At 65.3% G+C, this 18,681-nt stretch carries 17 protein-coding genes and 1 tRNA gene; 10 read left to right on the top strand and 8 right to left on the bottom strand.

All coding sequences use genetic code 11. From position 1 onward, the window contains the following. Positions 1-87: 87 nt before the first annotated feature. Positions 88-516 carry a hypothetical protein gene (locus tag ACQR0U_RS15505; RefSeq protein ID WP_434843488.1) on the bottom strand — a complete coding sequence of 143 codons (429 nt, stop codon included), beginning with the start codon at positions 514-516 and terminating at the stop codon, positions 88-90. Positions 517-792: 276 nt separating this feature from the next. Here ACQR0U_RS15505 and ACQR0U_RS15500 point away from each other — a divergent pair, with 276 nt between their 5' ends. Then, positions 793-2,691, top strand: coding sequence for an acyltransferase family protein (locus ACQR0U_RS15500; RefSeq protein WP_316202811.1), 1,899 nt, complete (start codon positions 793-795; stop codon positions 2,689-2,691). Between the two features lie 6 nt (positions 2,692-2,697). Here the strand turns inward: ACQR0U_RS15500 and ACQR0U_RS15495 are convergent, their stop codons facing one another. Next, complete coding sequence (locus ACQR0U_RS15495; RefSeq protein WP_315828404.1) at positions 2,698-4,587, bottom strand: acyltransferase family protein; 1,890 nt, start codon at positions 4,585-4,587, stop codon at positions 2,698-2,700. Between the two features lie 372 nt (positions 4,588-4,959). Here ACQR0U_RS15495 and ACQR0U_RS15490 point away from each other — a divergent pair, with 372 nt between their 5' ends. The 3 genes from ACQR0U_RS15490 to ACQR0U_RS15480 all read left to right on the top strand — a co-directional run bounded on the left by ACQR0U_RS15490 (position 4,960) and on the right by ACQR0U_RS15480 (position 7,017). Next, positions 4,960-5,751, top strand: coding sequence for a hypothetical protein (locus tag ACQR0U_RS15490; RefSeq protein ID WP_315828403.1), 792 nt, complete (start codon positions 4,960-4,962; stop codon positions 5,749-5,751). Between the two features lie 158 nt (positions 5,752-5,909). Next, positions 5,910-6,518: a TMEM175 family protein gene (locus ACQR0U_RS15485; protein WP_315828402.1), complete on the top strand. Its 609-nt coding sequence runs from the start codon at positions 5,910-5,912 to the stop codon at positions 6,516-6,518. Between the two features lie 425 nt (positions 6,519-6,943). Further along, a tRNA-Gly gene (locus ACQR0U_RS15480) sits at positions 6,944-7,017 on the top strand. Between the two features lie 57 nt (positions 7,018-7,074). Here ACQR0U_RS15480 and ACQR0U_RS15475 read toward each other — a convergent pair. After that, positions 7,075-7,533 (bottom strand): hypothetical protein, encoded by a 459-nt coding sequence (locus ACQR0U_RS15475; RefSeq protein WP_315827307.1) that lies wholly within the window; start codon positions 7,531-7,533, stop codon positions 7,075-7,077. After that, positions 7,514-7,792 carry a hypothetical protein gene (locus ACQR0U_RS15470; RefSeq protein WP_315827308.1) on the bottom strand — a complete coding sequence of 93 codons (279 nt, stop codon included), beginning with the start codon at positions 7,790-7,792 and terminating at the stop codon, positions 7,514-7,516. The genes ACQR0U_RS15475 and ACQR0U_RS15470 overlap by 20 nt, the downstream gene beginning before the upstream one ends. Before the next feature lie 866 nt (positions 7,793-8,658). On the opposite strand from ACQR0U_RS15470, the gene ACQR0U_RS15465 reads away from it, so the two are divergent. Beyond that, a complete protein-coding gene (locus tag ACQR0U_RS15465) occupies positions 8,659-8,925 on the top strand; it encodes a hypothetical protein (RefSeq protein WP_315827309.1) in 267 nt (88 codons plus the stop codon). 203 nt (positions 8,926-9,128) lie between these two features. Here ACQR0U_RS15465 and ACQR0U_RS15460 read toward each other — a convergent pair whose 3' ends face one another. Both ACQR0U_RS15460 and ACQR0U_RS15455 read right to left on the bottom strand, forming a co-directional pair. Beyond that, the gene (locus ACQR0U_RS15460) at positions 9,129-9,566 is read right to left on the bottom strand and encodes a DeoR/GlpR family DNA-binding transcription regulator (RefSeq protein WP_315714970.1); all 438 of its coding nucleotides are present in this window, start codon (positions 9,564-9,566) and stop codon (positions 9,129-9,131) included. 130 nt (positions 9,567-9,696) lie between these two features. Then, complete coding sequence (locus ACQR0U_RS15455) at positions 9,697-10,593, bottom strand: GNAT family N-acetyltransferase (protein ID WP_315749513.1); 897 nt, start codon at positions 10,591-10,593, stop codon at positions 9,697-9,699. Between the two features lie 215 nt (positions 10,594-10,808). Here ACQR0U_RS15455 and ACQR0U_RS15450 point away from each other — a divergent pair, with 215 nt between their 5' ends. Beyond that, positions 10,809-11,732, top strand: coding sequence for a 2-hydroxyacid dehydrogenase (locus ACQR0U_RS15450; protein WP_315749515.1), 924 nt, complete (start codon positions 10,809-10,811; stop codon positions 11,730-11,732). A gap of 21 nt (positions 11,733-11,753) precedes the next feature. Here ACQR0U_RS15450 and ACQR0U_RS15445 read toward each other — a convergent pair whose 3' ends face one another. Next, positions 11,754-13,028: an NAD(P)/FAD-dependent oxidoreductase gene (locus ACQR0U_RS15445; protein ID WP_315749516.1), complete on the bottom strand. Its 1,275-nt coding sequence runs from the start codon at positions 13,026-13,028 to the stop codon at positions 11,754-11,756. Positions 13,029-13,042: 14 nt separating this feature from the next. Beyond that, the gene (locus ACQR0U_RS15440) at positions 13,043-13,711 is read right to left on the bottom strand and encodes a haloacid dehalogenase type II (protein WP_315749518.1); all 669 of its coding nucleotides are present in this window, start codon (positions 13,709-13,711) and stop codon (positions 13,043-13,045) included. 169 nt (positions 13,712-13,880) lie between these two features. On the opposite strand from ACQR0U_RS15440, the gene ACQR0U_RS15435 reads away from it, so the two are divergent. The 4 genes from ACQR0U_RS15435 to ACQR0U_RS15420 all read left to right on the top strand — a co-directional run bounded on the left by ACQR0U_RS15435 (position 13,881) and on the right by ACQR0U_RS15420 (position 18,647). After that, positions 13,881-14,723, top strand: a complete 843-nt coding sequence (locus ACQR0U_RS15435) for a GNAT family N-acetyltransferase (RefSeq protein WP_315749520.1) — start codon at positions 13,881-13,883, stop codon at positions 14,721-14,723. 13 nt (positions 14,724-14,736) lie between these two features. Further along, complete coding sequence (locus ACQR0U_RS15430; protein WP_434843465.1) at positions 14,737-16,113, top strand: aspartate aminotransferase family protein; 1,377 nt, start codon at positions 14,737-14,739, stop codon at positions 16,111-16,113. 156 nt (positions 16,114-16,269) lie between these two features. Beyond that, positions 16,270-16,989, top strand: a complete 720-nt coding sequence (locus tag ACQR0U_RS15425) for an HAD-IA family hydrolase (protein WP_315714617.1) — start codon at positions 16,270-16,272, stop codon at positions 16,987-16,989. Positions 16,990-17,039: 50 nt separating this feature from the next. Then, positions 17,040-18,647 (top strand): ABC transporter substrate-binding protein, encoded by a 1,608-nt coding sequence (locus tag ACQR0U_RS15420; protein ID WP_434843464.1) that lies wholly within the window; start codon positions 17,040-17,042, stop codon positions 18,645-18,647. The last annotated feature ends 34 nt before the right edge of the window (positions 18,648-18,681 follow it).

Here is an 18,681-nt window from a genome sequence, read left to right as displayed (position 1 = left end):
GCCGGCACGGGACACGAAAGCAAAGGGCCGCCCATGAGGCGGCCCTTTTTCATGGCTGGAGGCGGCGGCGCGCCGATACGCTGCGGCTCAGATCTTCTGCCCTGCCGGCCCGACGCCGACGTTGATCATGATCCGCTGCACTTCGGTGCGGCCCTGCGGGAACTTGACCTCGAGCGTCACCGTGTCGGTGCCGGCGAAGTCGGCCTTCGACTGATAGAAGGCGATGAAGCCCGGCACTTCCAGGGCGAGGCACTGCTTGTAGTTGGTGGCGCTGACCTTGCCGCGCTTGATCGTGACGGTGCCGTTGCCGGGCGGCGACACAAGGCGGATGGCGGGAAGGGGCCCGGATGAGCAGTCGGGCTGGACGTTGAGATAGATGCCGACCTGGATCGGCTTGCCGGCGACGCCCTTGGCGTTGCGCTCGACCGTGGTCTGAGCGGGACCGGACGCGGGAGCAGGTGTCTGGGCTTGCGCCGAGGCTGCGGTGGCCGCCGCCAGCAGCGCCGCGACGGCCATTCCCGCGAACGCTGCCCGCCATTCTCCTCGCAACAGGTTCATCACCGTCCTCAGCCCCGCATTGTCCCTCAGCGCCGCCAGATTGCCGTATTCGAGCTGATCGTTCAACGGATTGCCGAACTTGCGGCCGACTTCAGCAAACTTCCTTCACGTCCGCCATAGCATCGCCCGCGCGGTGTCATCGGATGGGTCCGATGACGTCATGACTGTTTCCCGCTGTTGCCATCCGTGTCTGCGCAACTCGTCCGCCTCGAGGAATGCGCGGAGTGGACGACATTGGAACGCAGTCATCGGGCTGACATCGATGCCCTTCGGGCGATCGCTGTCGTCATCGTCATTCTCTTCCATCTGAGGATCACCGGCTTCGAGGCCGGCTATGCCGGCGTCGACATCTTCTTCGTCATCTCCGGCTATCTCATCACTGGGCAGATCCTGCGCGATGTCGCCGCGCGGCGTTTCTCGCTGTCGGACTTCTATCTGCGACGGGCACGGCGCATCCTGCCGGCGCTGGTTGTGACCATTGCGGCCACGTTCGCGGTCGGCTGGCTGTTCCTGTCGCCGGAAGCCCTGCGCCAGCTCGCGAAGGAGGCGACACACGGCCTGCTCTCGATCGCCAACATCCAGTATTGGCGCGAGGCCAGCGCCTATTTCGCGCCGAGCGCGGATCAGTTGCCGCTGCTGCACCTGTGGTCGCTGTCGGCGGAGGTTCAATTCTACGCGCTGGCGCCGCTGCTGCTGATGTGGCTCGGCACGCGCCGGCATGTGTTCGGTGCCATTGCCGCGATCGGGTTGTTGTCCCTTGCCGCGGCCACACTCTGGTCATCGCGCGATCCGGACGCCGTGTTCTTCCTGACGCCGTTCCGGGTGTTCGAATTCGCCCTCGGCGCGCTCGCCATTCCGCTCGAGGCCCGGCTGGCAGCGTCGCCGCGCGCACGCTCTCTCGCCGCCGCCTGCGGCGACGTTCTGTTGTTCGGCAGCCTTCTCCTCATCGGCTGCTATCAATTCCAGGCAGGCGTCGCCGCGCTGCTGCCCTGCATCGCCACAGCCGTCATCATCGCGGCCAATGCCCCGACGTCGCTGGTGATGGCTCGCCCGGTTCGCGCCGTCGGCGCTGCGTCCTATTCGCTCTATCTCGTGCACTGGCCCGTGATCTTCTTCGTCCGCTTCATCTTCGGCGATGCGGCGCAGACCGCGGCGGGACTGGCGGCGCAGCTCGCGCTGATGGCGGTGCTGACCACGCTGATGTTCGTCATCGTCGAGCGGCCGCTGCGGCGGCTGCCGTGGCCGAGGGGCGCGCAGGTGGCGAGCTTTGCGACCGTGCTCATCGTCGGTGCGGCGCTCACCCATGTGACGTTCCGCGCCAATGGCGTCGTGTCGCGGCTGCCCGACGATCAGCTCGCGCTGTTCCAGCTGCAGGGCTTCGGCCTCAACAAATGCGGTCGCACCGTCGGCCGTCTGTGCGCGTTCGGCGATCTCGAGGGCACGCGCGGCGTCGAGCTGCTCGGCGATTCCTATGTCCAGCAATATGTCGCCGCGCTCGATGCGACGCTGAAGGCGCGCGGCATGATCGGGCACGTGTCCACCATGAGCGGATGTCCCACCCTCGCGGGGCTCACCGCCGAGGGACCTCGCGCCCAGGTCTGCGCCGAGCTGCGCGACAGCGAGCTGCCGCGGATCCGGCAGTCGCAGGCCGATTTCGTCGTGATCGGGCAGGCGTGGCAGCATTATCTCGACCTCGGCGAAGGGCCGGCAGCGCGGGGCCGCAACGCCGCGGTCGCCGGTCATCTCGCCGAGACCATCCGTCTGCTCGACCGGCCCGGCCGGCATTTCCTCGTCGTCGGCGGCCAGGTCCGTCCGGTGAATTGCGCCTTCGATCAGTTGCGCATGCTGCCGGGGCCGCGCTGGCACGCGCCCGCCAAGCCGTGCGATGCCGTGCCGAAGAGCGAGGCGATCGCGACCAACCGCGTCATCGACGCCGTCCTGTCGGAGGCGATCAGGCCGCTCGCCAAGGTGACGCTGCTCAGGCCCTCGGAGGTCTATTGCGACCGGGATTGCCCGGTCGTGGAGGGAGGCGTGTGGTTGTTCCAGGATGCCGGTCACTTCACCGTGGCAGGGGCCCAGCGGATGGGCGAGCGCGCTGCGCCGGTGTTCGCGAGTTTCCTGTCGGATGATTAGGTGGCGCTATTCGCTGTCGGCTGCGGCGCTTGCGGCTGCGGCCAATGCCGGCGACGCCGCGACGATCCGTGCGCCTGCGAGCTCCGAGCCCTGCGCCGTGAGGTGACCATCGTCCCAGGCGAGCGGCGCGCCGTCGGAGGTCTGGAGCACGCAATCTCCCGCCGGACACAGCAGCGCGAGCGGCGACACGTATTCGGTCTGCGCCACGTTCGCCAGCAGCGTGCGCATGAAGTCGTCGACCTCGCCGAGCAGATCCAGCATGTGCCCGTCGGTCCCGACGCCAAAGCGCTTCGCCGCGATGAGCAAATGCGGCAGCGGACGATCGAATTGCGGGCTCGGCCCGACCACCACCACCCTGCTGCCGGTGTCCGCAATCGCGTTGATCGTGGCGAGCAGGCTGGCCTGTGCGGCCGGCGTCATCGCGGTGCGTGTCCAATTGCCCGACAGCACGACGATGTCGGGCGTGAGCTCGCGCACCAGCCGAGGCAGCCGGCGGTTGAAATCCATGCAGGCGGCGGACTGGCCCGCTTCGGCGTGAGGGATGCATTGCGCAAGGCTGGCGCGCAGCAGCGAGGCCTGGGGCATGGCTCGCGTCAGGCCATGGATGAGGTGAGCGGCGTGGCTGTCGCCCCACACCAGGATGCGCGGGCGCTGCCCTTTGGCAAGGCATGACGGCTGCAACGCCGCGAACGTCTGGCCCGGATCGAGGAAGCAGGTGCCGCTCTCGTAGGCGGACTTATGATCGTAGCTGATGAATTCCGCCAGCGCCCGCTCCTGCGGCGAGAAGCGGGCGGGAAAGCCGGCAAGTCCGATGATCGAGAGCGAGGCCAGCAGCACGACCGATGCGCTCGCGACCAGCGCGCGCGCCGCGATCGGCGACTGCGCACGCCTCGCCGGCTGCTCGATCAGATGGAAGCTCGTCAGCGCCAGCACGGTGCAGGCTCCGAGCAGCGCCAGCTTGTCCGCGATCGAGCTCGGCGGACCCCAGACCGCCGTCGCCAGCGAGACGACGGGCCAGTGCCAGAGATAGAGCGAGTAGGACCACAGCCCGATTGTGATCATCGGTTTGACCGCGGTCAGCACGGCCTTGCTCGGGGGCGGATTGGCCCAGATCACGGCGGCGGCGCCGAGGCACGGCAGCAGCGCGGCCGTGCCGGGATAGGGCGTGTGCGGCGAGAACAGGTTGACGGCGGCGCCGAGCGCGATCCAGCCCAGCGCGGCCACCGTGATCCTGAGCCATTGGCTTTGCGGCGCCGGCAGGGCTTCCACGGCCAGCAGCGCGCCGAGCGCGAGCTCCCAGACCCGGGCCGGCAACAGAAAGAACGCGGCGGCGGGCTGCAGCCGGGTCTGGATCACGCAGAGCAGGAACGAGGTCGCGCAGACCGTGGCGAAGCTCGCAAGCATCAGCGACCGCCGCAGCGTGAAGGCGGCGAGCGCCAGTGTGGGAAACAGCAGATAATACTGCTCCTCTACTCCGAGCGACCAGGTGTGCAGCAGCGGCTTGGTGATGGCGGCGGCGTCGAAATAGCCCTGCTGCGACCACAGCAGGATATTGGAGCAGAAGACGAGGACGGCCAGCGCCTGTTGCGCCACGGAGACCGCATCCCGCGGCAACAGGATCACGCTGGCGCCGAGCAGGGTGACGCACAGCATCGCGAAGGCGGCGGGCAGGATGCGCCGGGCACGGCGCCGGTAGAATGCGGCGAACGAGAATGTTCCGCTCCGCACCTCCGCATGAATGATCCGCGTGATCAGGAAGCCCGAGATGACGAAGAACATGTCGACGCCGACATAGCCGCTGCGAAACGGCGAGATGTCGTAGTGGAACGCGATCACAGAGATCACTGCGAAGCCGCGCAGGCAGTCGATGTCGGGACGATAGTCGGTTGCGCTCAAGGGGGCTGTCCGGACGCTCGCATCTGGCGGCGGCCGTCAATCCCCGACGGTCACTGCACGCAGGCGACCCTGGTAGGCTCCGATTGCAACCGTATTGAGGGATTCCTGCGGCACCGTTGGTCGTGCAGACAGGACACAATGCCATCGAATTGACACCGCAGCGGGAATCCGCGGCTTGCCTTCACAGACTTGCCTCAATGGCGTGATGGCCTTGTCGGAGTTCATGCGTCGAGCGAGCGTGTCATGCGTACATTGGGGCGGAAGGCCGGCCGGGCCGGATTGTTGTGCGGCGTTGTTCTATTTCAGGTTGCGGTTGGCGTTTCGCTTGCGCGAAGCGCCGAGCCGGGCGGCTCCTCACCATCCGCAGGCGAGGTGGCCAAGGATCAGGGCAAGGAGAGCGGGCCGTTCGGCGGATGCGAGCCGATCGGGTTGACGGCATCGGGCGAGCTGGTGTTCCCGCTGGAATGCAAGAAGCTGATCAAGAAGCCGGCTGAGGCGCCGGTCGCCGAGGACAAGACCCCAGCCGACGACAAGACCGCGTCGGTCAATCCCGCGCCGTCCGTTCCGAGCCAGGCGGCCAGCGCCGACATTTCGGCCGGTCCCGAGGTCAAGCCTGCCGCGGCTGCGGAGGCGGTTGCGACGACACCCGCCGCGTCGGCTGAGCCGAAGCAGGCCGCAGTTGCGGACACGCAGGATGCGGCTCAGAAGGTCGCCGTAGCAGAGCCAGTCGCCGGCAAGCCCTCCCTGACCAAGCCGTCCGTGAAATCGCCATCGGCGCTGGCGCCAGCGAACAAGCCGCCCTCTGCCAAGCCGTCCTCTGCCAAGACGGCCGCGGCCAATCCGCCTGGGACGACGCCATCGCCAGCCGGCGCCTCATCGGGCAAGCCGTCGTCCGGCAAGGCGGCCCAGGCGCAGGCCGTTGTGGTCGCCGCCAGGGATGCAGCGGTCAAGGATGCCGGGAGGACATCGCGCATGGTCGCCAGCCGGCCGATGATCGTGATCGCGAGGCCCGCCACCGCAACCACGGCCTCGGCCCGGCTGCAGGCGGAGGGCAGGCCGCGACTGCGCACCGCGGGACTGCCGGCCTGCGTCCAATTCCGCAGCTATAATCCGGCGACGCACAGCTATCGCGGCTTCGATGGCCACATCTATGCCTGCCGGTGAGGGCTGACGCTCGAGGGCCGGTTTAGTCTGGAGGGTGGCGAGTGACGTGACAGCCTGCCGCCCAAGGGCGGCAGCGAAGTCGGGCGGCGCGGCGCCGGAGCTGCTATAGAAGGTGAGTCCTCATCTCTGTTCCTCGCCGCGGTTGCTTCCGATTCGACATGGCAGAGCCTCAGTCCGACCTGTTCGAGATGCGCCGGCTGGAATCGCTCTCCAACACCATCTTCGGTGTTGCGATGACGCTTCTCGCCTACGACCTGCCGAAGCCCAATTTCGCGCATATGCCGGGTTGGATCGACCTGGTGCATACCTATTCCGGGCGGCTTGCCGGGCTGGTCCTCAGCTTCATCATCGCCGGCGTGTTCTGGATCAGCCACCACCGGCGGCTGGCCCGGCAGCCGTTCGCGGGCCGGCCCGTGGTCATCCTGAATCTGTTCTTCCTGTTGTCGATCGTGCTGCTGCCGGTGACCAACGGGCTCTACGGCGGCTACAGGCTGAGCAGCGCGGTGGCCGTCCTCTATGGCCTGCATCTGACGATCATTGCGTCGCTGAACGCCGCGCTGTGGTGGCTCGCGCTTCCAAGCGGCCGCCATGCCGAGATCGCCGGCGCGATCTTTCCCGTCACCGTGTTCGTGCCGGGCATCGTGATCGCAGCGCTTGCACCGGAGTATGTGCAGTATTTCTGGATGCTCGGCTTCGGCGGCTTCCTGGCGCGGCGGTTCGTCCGCAGCCCGGCGCCGTCGGCCGGCGAGCAGGCGGAGTTGCCATAAAAAAAGACGCGGCGGGCCGTGAGACCCGCCGCGCTTCCGTTCTTGAACTCGCTGGTCCAGGGCCGAGACCGCCCCGTTGCCGAGCCGCGATGGCGCAATCCGCTGACGAATCACGCCCTCAAACGTCGCTCATGAAGAGCCGCTCAGCGGGCGATCCCAGCGAGGTGACAGCGCTTGGTGAAAGACACTGGATCACCTCCTTTCGTTGTTGATGGTAACGCCAATATAGGACGGTCCGGGCGGCGAGGGTAGGGGGGCCGATTACGGAACCGGGCCGCCGCGGGCGTGCCGCGCCGCAGTCTCGATGTCGCGCGCTGCGATCGCTTCGGGCCGTTCCGTCAGGCCGGATCCGGCACCCATCCGCTTCGAAACCTCGCCCCGAAGAGGTTGAGACCCGCCGCGGACCATGTTAGGGAACGCCCAATGCGGGTGTAGCTCAATGGTAGAGCAGCAGCCTTCCAAGCTGAATACGAGGGTTCGATTCCCTTCACCCGCTCCAACGATTTCAGGCACTTGTCGCGCCGTCAGCTTTCCATTCGGACAAGCAGGCTGATGCTCATTCGGACAAATGTCCTTCTTTTGTTCGAGCTGCCCGCCGCTTTTTGGCGCCGTTGACGATCTGCCGCGTCGTGCGCGTGGTGTACTTTGGCAGCACCTTCACCGTCGTGTGCCGGCCCTGTGCCAGCATCTCGCGGTCAGTCAGTTCGGCGTCGCCACCTTCAGTAAAGCCGCCATGCCGGACCGATGTGAACGACAATTCATCGCGAAGGCCAGCAGCACGGATGACTTCTTTGACCTTGCGGCTCACGTGCGTGAAATCCGGCTGATCCGGCTTCGGCCATGTCGGCCATGGTCCGCGCTCGCCCCAATCCCGGCACAGCATTAGGCCGCCGATGCGGTCGCGTTTGATGGCGTCGAGCTCCGCCATCAACTTGGGATAAACCGGTGCACCTGCATCGTCGAACAGCGATATCCAGCCCTTCTGCCTAGTCTTCTCATCGATGATGCGGACCATATTCGGGCGCCCTTTCGGGCGATAATGCGACACGTCGAAAGTCGCAAAGACGTCTGTCTCGCGCTGGAGCCATTCCCAGCCGATCAGGGCAGCGGTCGTCGGTCAGTGCCGTATCGATTGCGGTGAGGCGCTTCTCGCCCAGTCGCTTGCCATCTTTCAGGACGTAGCCGCCGACAAGCTTGAATCCGACCTCGTGATTACGCTTGGACTTAGGATCGAGCTTGGCGTAGCGGCGATCAGAGCGGTATTCGGCAAACATCCAATCGAGCGTTCCGACCGCATTGGGAGGCGACGCTGCCAAGGCCTTGCCGCCGGTCCGCCACGCGCGCCACCCGTAGATTCGCTTCTTCTGGACTCATCTACAAGGGCAATTTGCGGGCTTCAGTCTGTGGTCTTCGCGTACCCGCCAATCAAAGCAGGTCGGAGGACTTGTTCATCTGGAAATACTGCAATTTGCGATGCCTAAGCAAAATAGTCGTCGAAGGCACATCGTACAATTGGATGCTGCGGCAAGCAAAAAGGAAGGATCACCGACATTTTTCGCATTCGGCAATCTTGTCGATTTTCACCCTGCCGAATTTGCAGAACCTTCAGCAAGAGCCCCGCGGGGCGGTGCCGTTTGGCTGCCGAATTTATTGTTGCTTGTTCACCAAAGGTCGAACCTGTAACCAGACCGTTATGAGCGGGAGGAGATTGAATAGGTTTATTGATTTTGCAGCATTTTTGCCCAATGTTGATAGCGCCTGTCGCGGTTTGTTCAGTTCGTTTCTGGTGCGAAACTGGTGCGGCCGCGTTCGGAGGCATCGCCCTTTAAGGCAAGGCGGTTCGATAGGGGGAAGGGCAACGGCAAGCCGCTTGCCTTACACGCCGCTTCGATGAAGAGCCGAGCGGCTCAGGCGTACCAGTAAATTCGCTCGATAGCCGTACCCAATTGGGTTCGGTCGGCCTCAATTGAGCTCGGACACCGTCCTTCTCGAGCGATTTTGTGCGTTCCTTCAGCCCGATCCGCGATTGCAGTCCGGGTAGCCGTACCATGATGTAATATTTGCGCGCGCTGGTGTTTTATGGCCAAGCATCGCCGGCAAACAGCCCATCCAAAACGTGGATGGTCGGCTTTTGTCCACCATGAGTATTCCGGAAGTCACGACGAGCCATCCGCCGAAGTTAAAAGTCGGAGTTATGCTTGAAACTGTAAAGTCCGCGATCGATATCGACGTAGACGCCACGCAAAACTCAGAAGACCGTCAACCCGATCCTCGTGTCGGCGATCTCGGGCGCAATTTTATGGCACCGATTTTCTGCACCGTGGAAATGCTTCCCAATAACCAGCAGTTCTTTGGAGGCATCTTTTCAAATTTGCGAGTTGGTAAGGCGCGCCTCGCGACCGCTTGAGCAGTCGTTCCCCTTAAGCAGCCCGCAGCGCCTGGCGGAAAGCGTTTGCGCCGGATACATGGCGACGGGGCCGTCATTGACCATGTATCTCAGTTGCGCATGGCGATGGCGTGCCGCTACACCGCGAACCCCGCCCCGCCCCACGCGTCTCGGTCGCGGCGACCTCAGAAGCGCGCCAATTTGCAGGGCGCGAAGCGGCTTCCTCAGTCGGTCCTGGTTACATACTCGACCGGGAGATGCTTGAACGGCTTGCGGTGCTCACGCGATACGGCCCCGCCAATGATGATCCTGGAAAACGCATGGAGGTCGGCGAAGAAGGCCGGCTTCAGGCTGTCGAGCTTGCTCGCATCGGCGACCAGAATGCTTTCGATCGCCGTTGCGATGGCCGCCTGCTTGACCGCCGTCTCATGAAAGTTCGAGCAGCTCGCGCCCCTATTCGCATGTACGCCGCCCGCCGAGATGAAGGCCTTGTTGATGCCGAGCTTGCGCAAATAGGACAGGCCTTCCTCCGATGAGAAGGATTGCGACGAGGGATGATAGAGCCCGCCCATCAGCATCAGCTGCGTGGCAGGACGTCGCGTCGCCAGCGCCGCCACGTTCATCGAATAGCAGATCACTGAGAGGGACATCGTCGAACGCAGTGTAGCGAATCATAGCGAGGAAACGGATCAGTGTAGCAAGGGTGCCGCCGGCGACAGATCGGGAGGGCTCCGCAGTTTTGATAGTTGGAGACTGAGGGCTTGGTCCGCGCTCTGTTCCGGGACGCAGGGGCTAGCCGAAGGCCTGACTGACGACGCCGTAGATCTTCGGCTGGTCGTTGCCGCGCAGGAAGGCACCCTTCACGTCGTTCCGCAGCGACATCGTGGTGACGGCATCGAAGAGAGCGAGCCCCGACCGCGCGAGAAAGTCGCGGAACTCTCCTGTCGCTCGATGAGTGTCGAGCCTGAGGAACTGGCCTTCGTGAGCTGCCACGTGCGGCGCCAACACGGCGATCGCGTCGCTGTCGCAGGATGCGACCACCGGCCCCGCGACATGTCCGCGTCCGAACCGCCGGCACATCGCGAACGTCTCCAGCCGCCCCGCGCGAAACAGCCCAAAGCTGCGCGACTGGTGAAACAGTCCGGTCATCAGCCCGGCTCGCCGGACGCCATAAGCAGCCGCGTCGAGTTCGATCAGCGCCGGCAGGTCTGCCTCCATCAGCACGCGAATATTTCCCGCTTCGGCCGGCGCCGCGTCCGAGGCAATCGCCTCACCCTGACACTGAAACAGAGTCTGCTCACGCTTGAAATCGAGAGATCGGTAGAGGCGATAGGCGGCGCGCGTGGCGTTGAGGCGCAGCGTCCGACCGCCGCATTCGGCCATCACCCGATGCATCAGCCATTGCCCGGTGCCAAGGGCCTGCAGCCGCGGCGAGGTGATGACCATCCCAACCGCAGCAAAGCCGTCGCTGTAGGGAAACCACATGGCGGATCCGAGGGCCCGACCGATCTCATCGAGCGCGACGACGCCGCGGCCGATGCTGCGCATGAATTGCCAATCCTCCTCCCGATGGGGCCATTGGACGGCGATCGACAAGGCGAGCAACTGCGCGAGGTCGACGCTGTCGATGTCGGCGAGGCGCATCTCGAACACGTCGACGATTCGCGATTCGACGTCCGGATTGTCCATGCACGCTGTCCCTGTCTTCGTTCCGCCCGCCACGCGTCACCCAGCCTCGATGAGGTCGAGAGCGACCATGCTGTCGTCACCTCCGCATATTGAGGCGCCTGCGGGCGAACTTCGCAACATTCTTCTCAATCCTGCCCTGTATTCGGCACGTAACGCAGGCCGCGACCGCCATGATCGGAGGCGCGACGAGCCAGATCGGCCGCTGGGATGACCGCATGACCTTCCTGTTCAACTCCGATGGCACGCGCGGCGCGATCTTTCGCGAGGTGCTTGCGCGTGAGATTCCGGATCTTCCGTTCGAAATCGATCCGGCGCAGGTCGATGCCGATGAAGTCCGCTACATGATCACCTGGCTGGTGCCGCCGGACCTCGGCGCCTATCGCAATATCGAGATCCTGTTCTCGATCGGCGCCGGCATCGATCAGTTCAGCGCCGCGTCGGTGCCGGCGAGCGTCAAGATCGTCCGCATGGTCGAGGACGGCATCGTGAGGATGATGCAGGAATACGTGACACTGGCCGTGCTGGCGCTGCACCGGAATTGGACCGTCTATTTCGATCAGCAGCGGCAGCAGCTCTGGCGCGCTATCCCGCAGCCGCAGGCACATGTGCGGCGCATCGGCGTGCTCGGCCTCGGGCTGCTCGGCCGCGCGGTGCTGGAGCGGCTCAAGCCGTTCGGCTTTCCGCTCTCGGGCTGGAGCCGCAGCCGGCACGCGATCGACGGCGTGACTACGTACCATGGCGCCGACGGCCTCGATGCGCTGCTCGCGGTGACAGACATCTTGGTCTGCCTGCTGCCGCTGACGGAGGAGACGCGCGGCCTGCTCAATGCCGAACTGCTCGCCAAGCTCCCGCGAGGCGCTTCGCTGGTGCAGACCGGCCGCGGCGCGCAGCTCGACCAGGCGGCGTTGCTCGGAGCACTTGACTCCGGGCATCTCGCGGACGCCGTGCTTGATGTGACCGATCCCGAGCCGCTGCCGACGGATCACCCGTTGTGGCGGCATCCGCGCGTCCTGATCACGCCGCATGTCGCCAGCGTCACGCAGCCGGAAGCAGCGGCGCTCGCGGTCGCCGCGAACATCAAGCGACACCGCGCCGGGCTCGATCCGGTCGGCCTCGTCGACCGCAGCCGCGGCTACTGATCGCGGTCGCGCCGTCACGGCTCAGCGGATCCAGTCCAGGGTCTTGTAATACGCGCCGACGAACGGCAGGAACCAGGGCTTGCCGTAATGGCCTGGCACGACCGGCCAGCCGGCGTCCTTCATCGGATTGCGGTCGGGCCGGCCGAGCATCGCATCGGCCATGATCATGCCGAGATGGGTCGAGAGCTGCGCGCCGTGACCCGAATAGCCCATCGCGTACCACAGCCCGCCCTGGCGACCGGCGCGCGGATAACGGTCGGCGGTCATGTCGACGAGGCCGCCCCAGCAATAGTCGATGTCGATGCCGGCAAGCTGCGGGAACATCCGCTCCATCGCCGCGCGCAGGATCGCGCCGCTCCTCGCATCGGACTGCTGATCCGATGTCGCCGAGAAGCGCGCGCGGCCGCCGAAGATCAGGCGATTGTCCGGCGACAGGCGGAAGTAGTTGCCGATGTTCATGGAGGTGACGTAGGTGCGGTGGCCCGGCAGCACCGAGGCCGCCTCGGCCTCCGTCAGCGGCCGCGTCGCGATGATGAAGCTGCCGACGGCAATGATGCGGCGGCGGAAATAGCTGAAGCTCGCCGGCGTGGTGGCGCCGGTGGCGAGCAGCACCTGCTCGGCGCTCACCGTCCCCTTGGCCGTGGTGAGGCGAAAGTGCTTGGTGTCCTGCACCCGTTCAGTGACGGCGGCTTGCTCGACAATGACGGCGCCGCGGCGACTCGCGGCAGAGGCGAGGCCCGCGGCGAAGCAGCCCATGTGCATCATCGCGCTCTTCTTGAACAGCATGCCGCCGTGAAAGGGCGAGCCGATCTCGGATTTCAGCTCGGCCGGCGAGAGCAGCGCCGTGTCGGGATCGACCTCGCGGTGGATCGCCTCGAAGTTCGTCGCGATCCCCGCGAAATGGCCAGGCTTGGATGCCAGCTTGAGCTTGCCGGAGCGGCGGAAACCGCAAGCGATGTTTTCTTCCGCGATCAGGCGCTCGAGCGTGTCGATCGACTCGTCGAACGCTTTGTAGAGCGCGATCGCGCGCAGGGTGCCGAGCTCGGCCTTCGCGGCCGGATAGCTGTGCGCCAGCCCGTTGTTGAGATGCCCGCCATTGCGTCCCGACGCGCCCGAGCCGACCTGATCGGCTTCGAGCACGATCACCTTGGCCCCGGCCTTGGCGAGCTGCAGTGCCGCGCCGAGCCCGGTGAAGCCGCCGCCGATCACCGCGACGTCGTAATGCCCCTCCACGGGCCCGCTATGGCCGCCGGAAAATGCGGTCGCCGTGTCGCGCCAGTAGGAGACATATTTCATCGCGGGCACTCTGCTTACAGGCCGAACACGCCGGGCAGCTCGGAAATGGTCTTGATCTCGGTGTAGCCGTAATAGGGATTGGCCGGCTCGTGGCCGCGGTTGACCCAGACCTTGTTGGTGATGCCGAGATCGTGCGCGGTCATCAGGTCGTAGCGGAATGAGGAGGAGCAGTGCGTGATGTCCTCGGGGCCGCAGCCGAGCATGTCGAACATGTATTCGAAGGCGCGCATCCGCGGTTTGTAGGCCTGCGCCTGTTCCGCCGTGAACACGGCATGGAACGGCGCGCCGAGCCTGACGACGTTCGAGGGGATCTGCACGTTCATGGCGTTGGAGAGGATGACCAGCGGGATCTCCTTGGCCACCTTGGCGAGACCCGCCGGTACGTCCGGATGTGGACCCCAGGTCGGCACGCGCTGATACACCATCTCGGCATCCTCGGGCTTGAAGGGGATGCCGATCTTGCGGCAGCTGCGCGCCAGGGCGTTGCTGACGACCTCGGCATAGGGCTTCCACGCGCCGAGGACTTCATCGAGGCGGTAGGCCGAGAAGACCTTCACGAACTCCGTCATCGCCGACTCGGAGAGCTGTGCGCTGTAGAGATCGCGTGCGGCCTCGGCCATCTCGAAATTGATCAGCGTGCCGTGGCAGTCGAAGGTCACGTATTTCGGGCGAAAGCGGCTCATGGATCCTCATGCCGGTCGTGGTCTCGACGTCCGATGATAGGCCGCCCCGCCAGCATAAGATGCGGCTTTGCCCCGGTTCGGCGGCGGAAGATGTTGTCGGCATCATCGCCTTCAGACGATCTGCCGGGGGCCGCTCGCCCAGACTCCGGTGCAGATGGGAGTGCATGACATGACGTCCGACGCCGCGAGCTTCAGAGCTTTCAGCGGGGAGCACCTGGATGCAGCGACGCGGCTGTCGCAGCAGGTCCGCTGGCCGCATCGTCGCGAGGACTGGCAGATGGCGCTTGCGCTGAGCAAGGGCTGCGTGGCGGTCGCGGCGGACGGTCGCGTGATCGGCACCGTGCTGATGACGCCGTATGGCCAGGATGCCGGGACCATCAACATGGTCATTGTCGACGAGGCGGAGCGGGGGAAGGGGCTCGGACGGTGCCTGATGCAGCAGGCGATGGCGCTCGCCGGTGAGCGGCGGTTGCAGCTCGTCGCGACAGAAGATGGACTGCAGCTCTATGAGAAGCTCGGCTTCCGCCGCAGCGGTGAGATCGTGCAGCATCAGGGACATCTCGCGGAAGCTGTCGCACAGCCCGACGCCGTGCGTGCGGCCACGCCCGACGACATCGCCGTCATCACGGCACTCGACATCGCGGCCTTTGGCGCGGATCGCCGCGACCTGATAGCCCATATCGCATCCATCGGAGAGTTCGCGGTGTTGGAGCGCCAGGGCCGTGCGGCGGGGTTCGCCGCGCTGCGTCACTTCGGCCGCGGTCTCGTGATTGGCCCCGTGGTCGCTTTCAGTAGCGAGGACGCCAAGTCGCTCGTCGCGCATTTCCTCGCTGGGCGACAGGGCAAGTTCATCCGCGTCGACACCGGCAGCGAGACGGGACTCGCACCATGGCTGGGCAGCTTGGGCCTCGATCATGTCGGCGGCGGCATCGTCATGCATGGGCCGGCCGCTGGTCACACGAGGCGGCGCGCCCCGACATCATTTGCCTTGGCCAGCCAGGCGTTCGGCTGAACCGGAGATCATCATGCTCAGCAACTCGCTCATCGAACTCGATCGCGCCCATCTGGTGCATCCGGTCGCGTCCTATCGCGGACACGAGGCCGCCGGCGCGCGGGTCCTGAAATCCGCCAAGGGTGCGATCGTGACCGATGCCTCGGGCCATCAACTGGTCGACGGCTTCGCCGGGCTGTGGTGCGTCAATGCCGGCTATGGCCATGAGAGCATCGTCGAGGCGGCGGCGAGGCAGATGCGCGAGCTGCCTTATGCCACCGGCTATTTTAGCCTCGCCTCGGAGCCGGCCATCCGGCTCGCGGCCGCGCTCGCCGAGCGCGCGCCGGGTGATCTCAACCACGTCTATTTCACGCTTGGCGGCTCGGACGCCGTCGACAGCACGGTCCGCTTCATCCATTACTATTGGCACGCGAGGGGGCAGCCGCAGCGCGATCAGTTCATCACGCTGCAGCAGGGCTATCACGGCTCGTCGACGGTCGGTGCAGGACTCACGGCGCTGCCGGCCTTCCACGCCAATTTCGGCGTGCCACTGAACTGGCAGCACAAGATCCCGTCGCACTATTCGTACCGCAACCCCGTTGGCAGCGATCCCGACGCCGTCATCGTGGCCTCGCTCGCGGCCCTCGAAGCCAAGATTGCCGAGGTCGGCGGTCCCGAACGGGTGGCCGCGTTCTATGCCGAGCCGATCCAGGGCTCGGGCGGCGTGCTGGTGCCGCCGGACGGCTGGATGAAGGCGATGCGCGAGCGCTGCCGGCGGCACGGCATCCTGTTCGTCGCCGACGAGGTGATCACCGGCTTCGGTCGTACCGGACCGCTGTTCGCCTGCACAGATGACGACATCGTCCCGGACTTCATGACCGTCGCGAAGGGTCTGACCTCCGGCTACGTCCCAATGGGCGCGGTGCTGATGTCCGATCATGTCTATGGCGTTATTGCCGATGGCGCAGGTTCTTCGGCCGTTGGGCACGGCTATACCTATTCGGCGCATCCGGTGAGCGCGGCGGTCGGCCTTGCCGTGCTTGATCTCTATGAGAATGGCTTGCTGGAGAATGGCCGGCGGGCGGGTGCGCGGCTGATGGCGGGCCTGCGCGCGCTGCAGGACCATCCGTTGGTGGGCGAGGTGCGCGGCCGTGGCCTGCTGGCGGCCATCGAGCTCGTGACCGACAAGGAGAAGAAGACGCCGCTGCCGGCGAGCGCCGAGCCGTCGCGCCGCATCTTCGATCGCGCCTGGGCCAACGGCCTCGTCATCCGTGCCTTCCCGACAGGGGTGCTCGGCTACGCGCCGCCGCTGTGCTGCAGCGACGCGGACATCGATGCCATCCTCGAACGCACCGCACGGACGCTGGATCAGACCCTGGCCGATCCGGACGTCCGCGGGGCCATGGCGTGAAGGTGGGCACGGGCATATCGGTGCGTGTGCAGCAGGGCCGATATGTCGGCGGCTCCTCCTATTCGCAATTTTCTGCCGTCGGGTCCTCGCAATTCGGAAGTTTTCGCCGGAACCCGGCTTCACACTAGGACCGATGACGCGGAAGGGCCTCACAGAATGACCAAGCTCGATCTTGCTCAATTCAGGTACCTGACCTTCGACGTGGTCGGCACGCTGATCGACTTCGAAAGCGGGATCGTCTCGAGCCTCGGCGAGATCGCGGCGGAAGCAAACAAGGCAATCGACGGTGAGCAGGCGCTGAGCCTGTACCGCGCGGCACGCTACGCGGCGGACGCCGACCGCTTTCCGGATGATCTCGTCCGGGTCTATGACATCATCGCACCACAACTCGATCTGCCCAGGCAGACCGCGCTCGGCGAGCGCTTCCGCGACTCCGCCGCACGCTGGAAGGCCTTCCCGGACAGCGCCGCCGCCATGGCGCGTCTCGCCCGGCGCTACAAGCTGATCGCGATGACCAATGCGCGGCGCTGGGCACTGGATCATTTCGAGCGCGAGCTGGGCTCGCCGTTCTACGCGAGCTTCACGGTCGACGACACCGGGACGGAGAAGCCGGATCCCGCCTTCTTCACTCAGGTGTTCGATTTCATCGAACGTGACGGCGGCTCGACGTCACAGATCCTGCATGTGGCGCAGAGCCAGTATCACGACATCGGCATCTCCCGGCAGCTCGGCGTCATCAATTGCTGGATCGAGCGGCGCCACGACAAGCAGGGCTATGGCGGCACCATCGCGCCGGCGTCCTTCACCAAGCCGGATTTCCACTTCCATTCGATGGCCGAGCTGGCCGACGCGGTGGACCAGGTGCCTGCCAAATGATGTGCGACTGACGATTTTCATTCTGCCGGATCGAACAGGGGACGGATGACATGAGCAAAGGGATCAACAACTGGACTCCGAGTGACGATGTGCTGGTCGAGGCGGCAATCCGGCGCGGCGCCTCGCGCCGGGATCTCCTGAAGATGATGCTCGCCAATGGCGTCGCGCTCGCTGCCGGCAGCACCATGCTCGGTCGCGCCGAGCGCGCATTCGCGGCCACGCCGAAGAAGGGCGGCTCGATCAAGGCCGCGGGCTGGTCCACCTCGACGGCCGACACGCTCGATCCGGCCAAGGCGTCCTTCTCGACCGACTATGTGCGCTGCTGCTCGTTCTACAATCGGCTCACCACGCTCGATAAGAGCGGCGCGGCGCAGATGGAGCTCGCCGAATCCGTCGAGTCCCAGGATGCGCAGACCTGGACCGTGAAGCTCAAGAAGGGCGTCACCTTCCACGACGGCAAGCTGCTGACGGCCGACGACGTCGTGTTCTCGCTGAAGCGGCATCTCGACAAGGCGACAGGCTCCAAGGTCGCCAAGATCGCGGCGCAGATGACCGGCTTCAAGGCGGTCGACAAGACCACCGTCGAGATCACGCTGGCGAGCCCCAACGCCGACCTGCCGATGATCCTGGCGCTGCATCACTTCATGATCGTCGCCGACGGCACCACCGATTTCTCCAAGGGCAACGGCACCGGCGCGTTTGTCCGCGAGGCCTTCGAGCCGGGCGTCCGCTCCATCGGCGTGCGCAACAAGAACTATTTCAAGGACGGCCCCTATCTCGATCAGATCGAGTTCATCGCGATCACCGAGGAGAATGCGCGTGTCAACGCGCTGCTGTCGGGCGACATCCAGCTCGCCGCCAGCATCAACCCGCGCTCGCTCCGGCTGATCGAGGGCAAGGAGGGGATTGCTCTGTCGAAATCGACGACCGGCAACTACACCGACCTCAACATTCGCCTCGACATGGCGCCGGGCAACAAGAAGGACTTCATCGACGGCATGAAGCACCTGGTCAACCGCGAGCAGATCGTCAAGTCGGTGCTGCGCGGCTTCGGCGTCGTCGGCAACGACCAGCCGGTCTCGCCGGCGAATTTCTTTCACAACCCCGACCTCAAGCCGAAGCCGTTCGATCCGGACAAGGCAAAATCGCTGTTCCAGAAGGCCGGCGTGCTCGGCACGTCGATCCCGGTCGTGACCTCGGAAGCGGCGAACTCGGCGATCGAGATGGCCATGGTGATCCAGGCCTCGGCGGCGGCGATCGGCCTGACGCTGGACGTGCAGCGCGTTCCCTCGGACGGCTATTGGGACAATTACTGGCTGAAGGCGCCGGTCCATTTCGGCAACATCAATCCGCGCCCGACGCCGGACATCCTGTTCTCGCTGCTCTATGCCTCCGAGGCGCCGTGGAACGAGAGCCGCTTCAAGTCCGAGAGGTTCGACAAGATGATGCTCGAGGCGCGCGGCCTGCTCGACCAGGCCAAGCGCAAGCAGATGTATGCCGAGATGCAGGCGATGATCGCGGAGGAGGCGGGCACCATCATTCCGGCCTACATCTCCAATATCGATGCCACCTCGTCGAGACTGAAGGGCTTGGAGCCCAGCCCGCTCGGCGGCATGATGGGATATGCCTTCGCCGAATATGTCTGGCTCGATTCGTGAATGTTGTCTGAGTCGCGTGGCGCCGGTCACTCGG

Origin of the sequence: Bradyrhizobium sp. HKCCYLRH3097 (genome assembly GCF_051167875.1) — a bacterium.
Lineage (GTDB): Bacteria > Pseudomonadota > Alphaproteobacteria > Rhizobiales > Xanthobacteraceae > Bradyrhizobium.
Note: the sequence above shows the minus strand (reverse complement) of the source record. Positions and strands in the feature narration are given on the sequence as shown.

Bases quoted from the DNA above. Each gene is read 5' to 3' on its own strand.
- ACQR0U_RS15505 (WP_434843488.1), bottom strand. From the start codon at position 516: ATGGCCGTCGCGGCGCTGCTGGCGGCGGCCACCGCAGCCTCGGCGCAA.
- ACQR0U_RS15485 (WP_315828402.1), top strand. From the start codon at position 5,910: ATGGCAGAGCCTCAGTCCGACCTGTTCGAGATGCGCCGGCTGGAATCG.
- ACQR0U_RS15475 (WP_315827307.1), bottom strand. From the start codon at position 7,533: ATGGTCCGCATCATCGATGAGAAGACTAGGCAGAAGGGCTGGATATCG.
- ACQR0U_RS15470 (WP_315827308.1), bottom strand. From the start codon at position 7,792: ATGTTTGCCGAATACCGCTCTGATCGCCGCTACGCCAAGCTCGATCCT.
- ACQR0U_RS15465 (WP_315827309.1), top strand. From the start codon at position 8,659: ATGAGTATTCCGGAAGTCACGACGAGCCATCCGCCGAAGTTAAAAGTC.
- ACQR0U_RS15455 (WP_315749513.1), bottom strand. From the start codon at position 10,593: ATGGACAATCCGGACGTCGAATCGCGAATCGTCGACGTGTTCGAGATG.
- ACQR0U_RS15450 (WP_315749515.1), top strand. From the start codon at position 10,809: ATGACCTTCCTGTTCAACTCCGATGGCACGCGCGGCGCGATCTTTCGC.
- ACQR0U_RS15445 (WP_315749516.1), bottom strand. From the start codon at position 13,028: ATGAAATATGTCTCCTACTGGCGCGACACGGCGACCGCATTTTCCGGC.
- ACQR0U_RS15440 (WP_315749518.1), bottom strand. From the start codon at position 13,711: ATGAGCCGCTTTCGCCCGAAATACGTGACCTTCGACTGCCACGGCACG.
- ACQR0U_RS15435 (WP_315749520.1), top strand. From the start codon at position 13,881: ATGACGTCCGACGCCGCGAGCTTCAGAGCTTTCAGCGGGGAGCACCTG.
- ACQR0U_RS15430 (WP_434843465.1), top strand. From the start codon at position 14,737: ATGCTCAGCAACTCGCTCATCGAACTCGATCGCGCCCATCTGGTGCAT.
- ACQR0U_RS15425 (WP_315714617.1), top strand. From the start codon at position 16,270: ATGACCAAGCTCGATCTTGCTCAATTCAGGTACCTGACCTTCGACGTG.
- ACQR0U_RS15420 (WP_434843464.1), top strand. From the start codon at position 17,040: ATGAGCAAAGGGATCAACAACTGGACTCCGAGTGACGATGTGCTGGTC.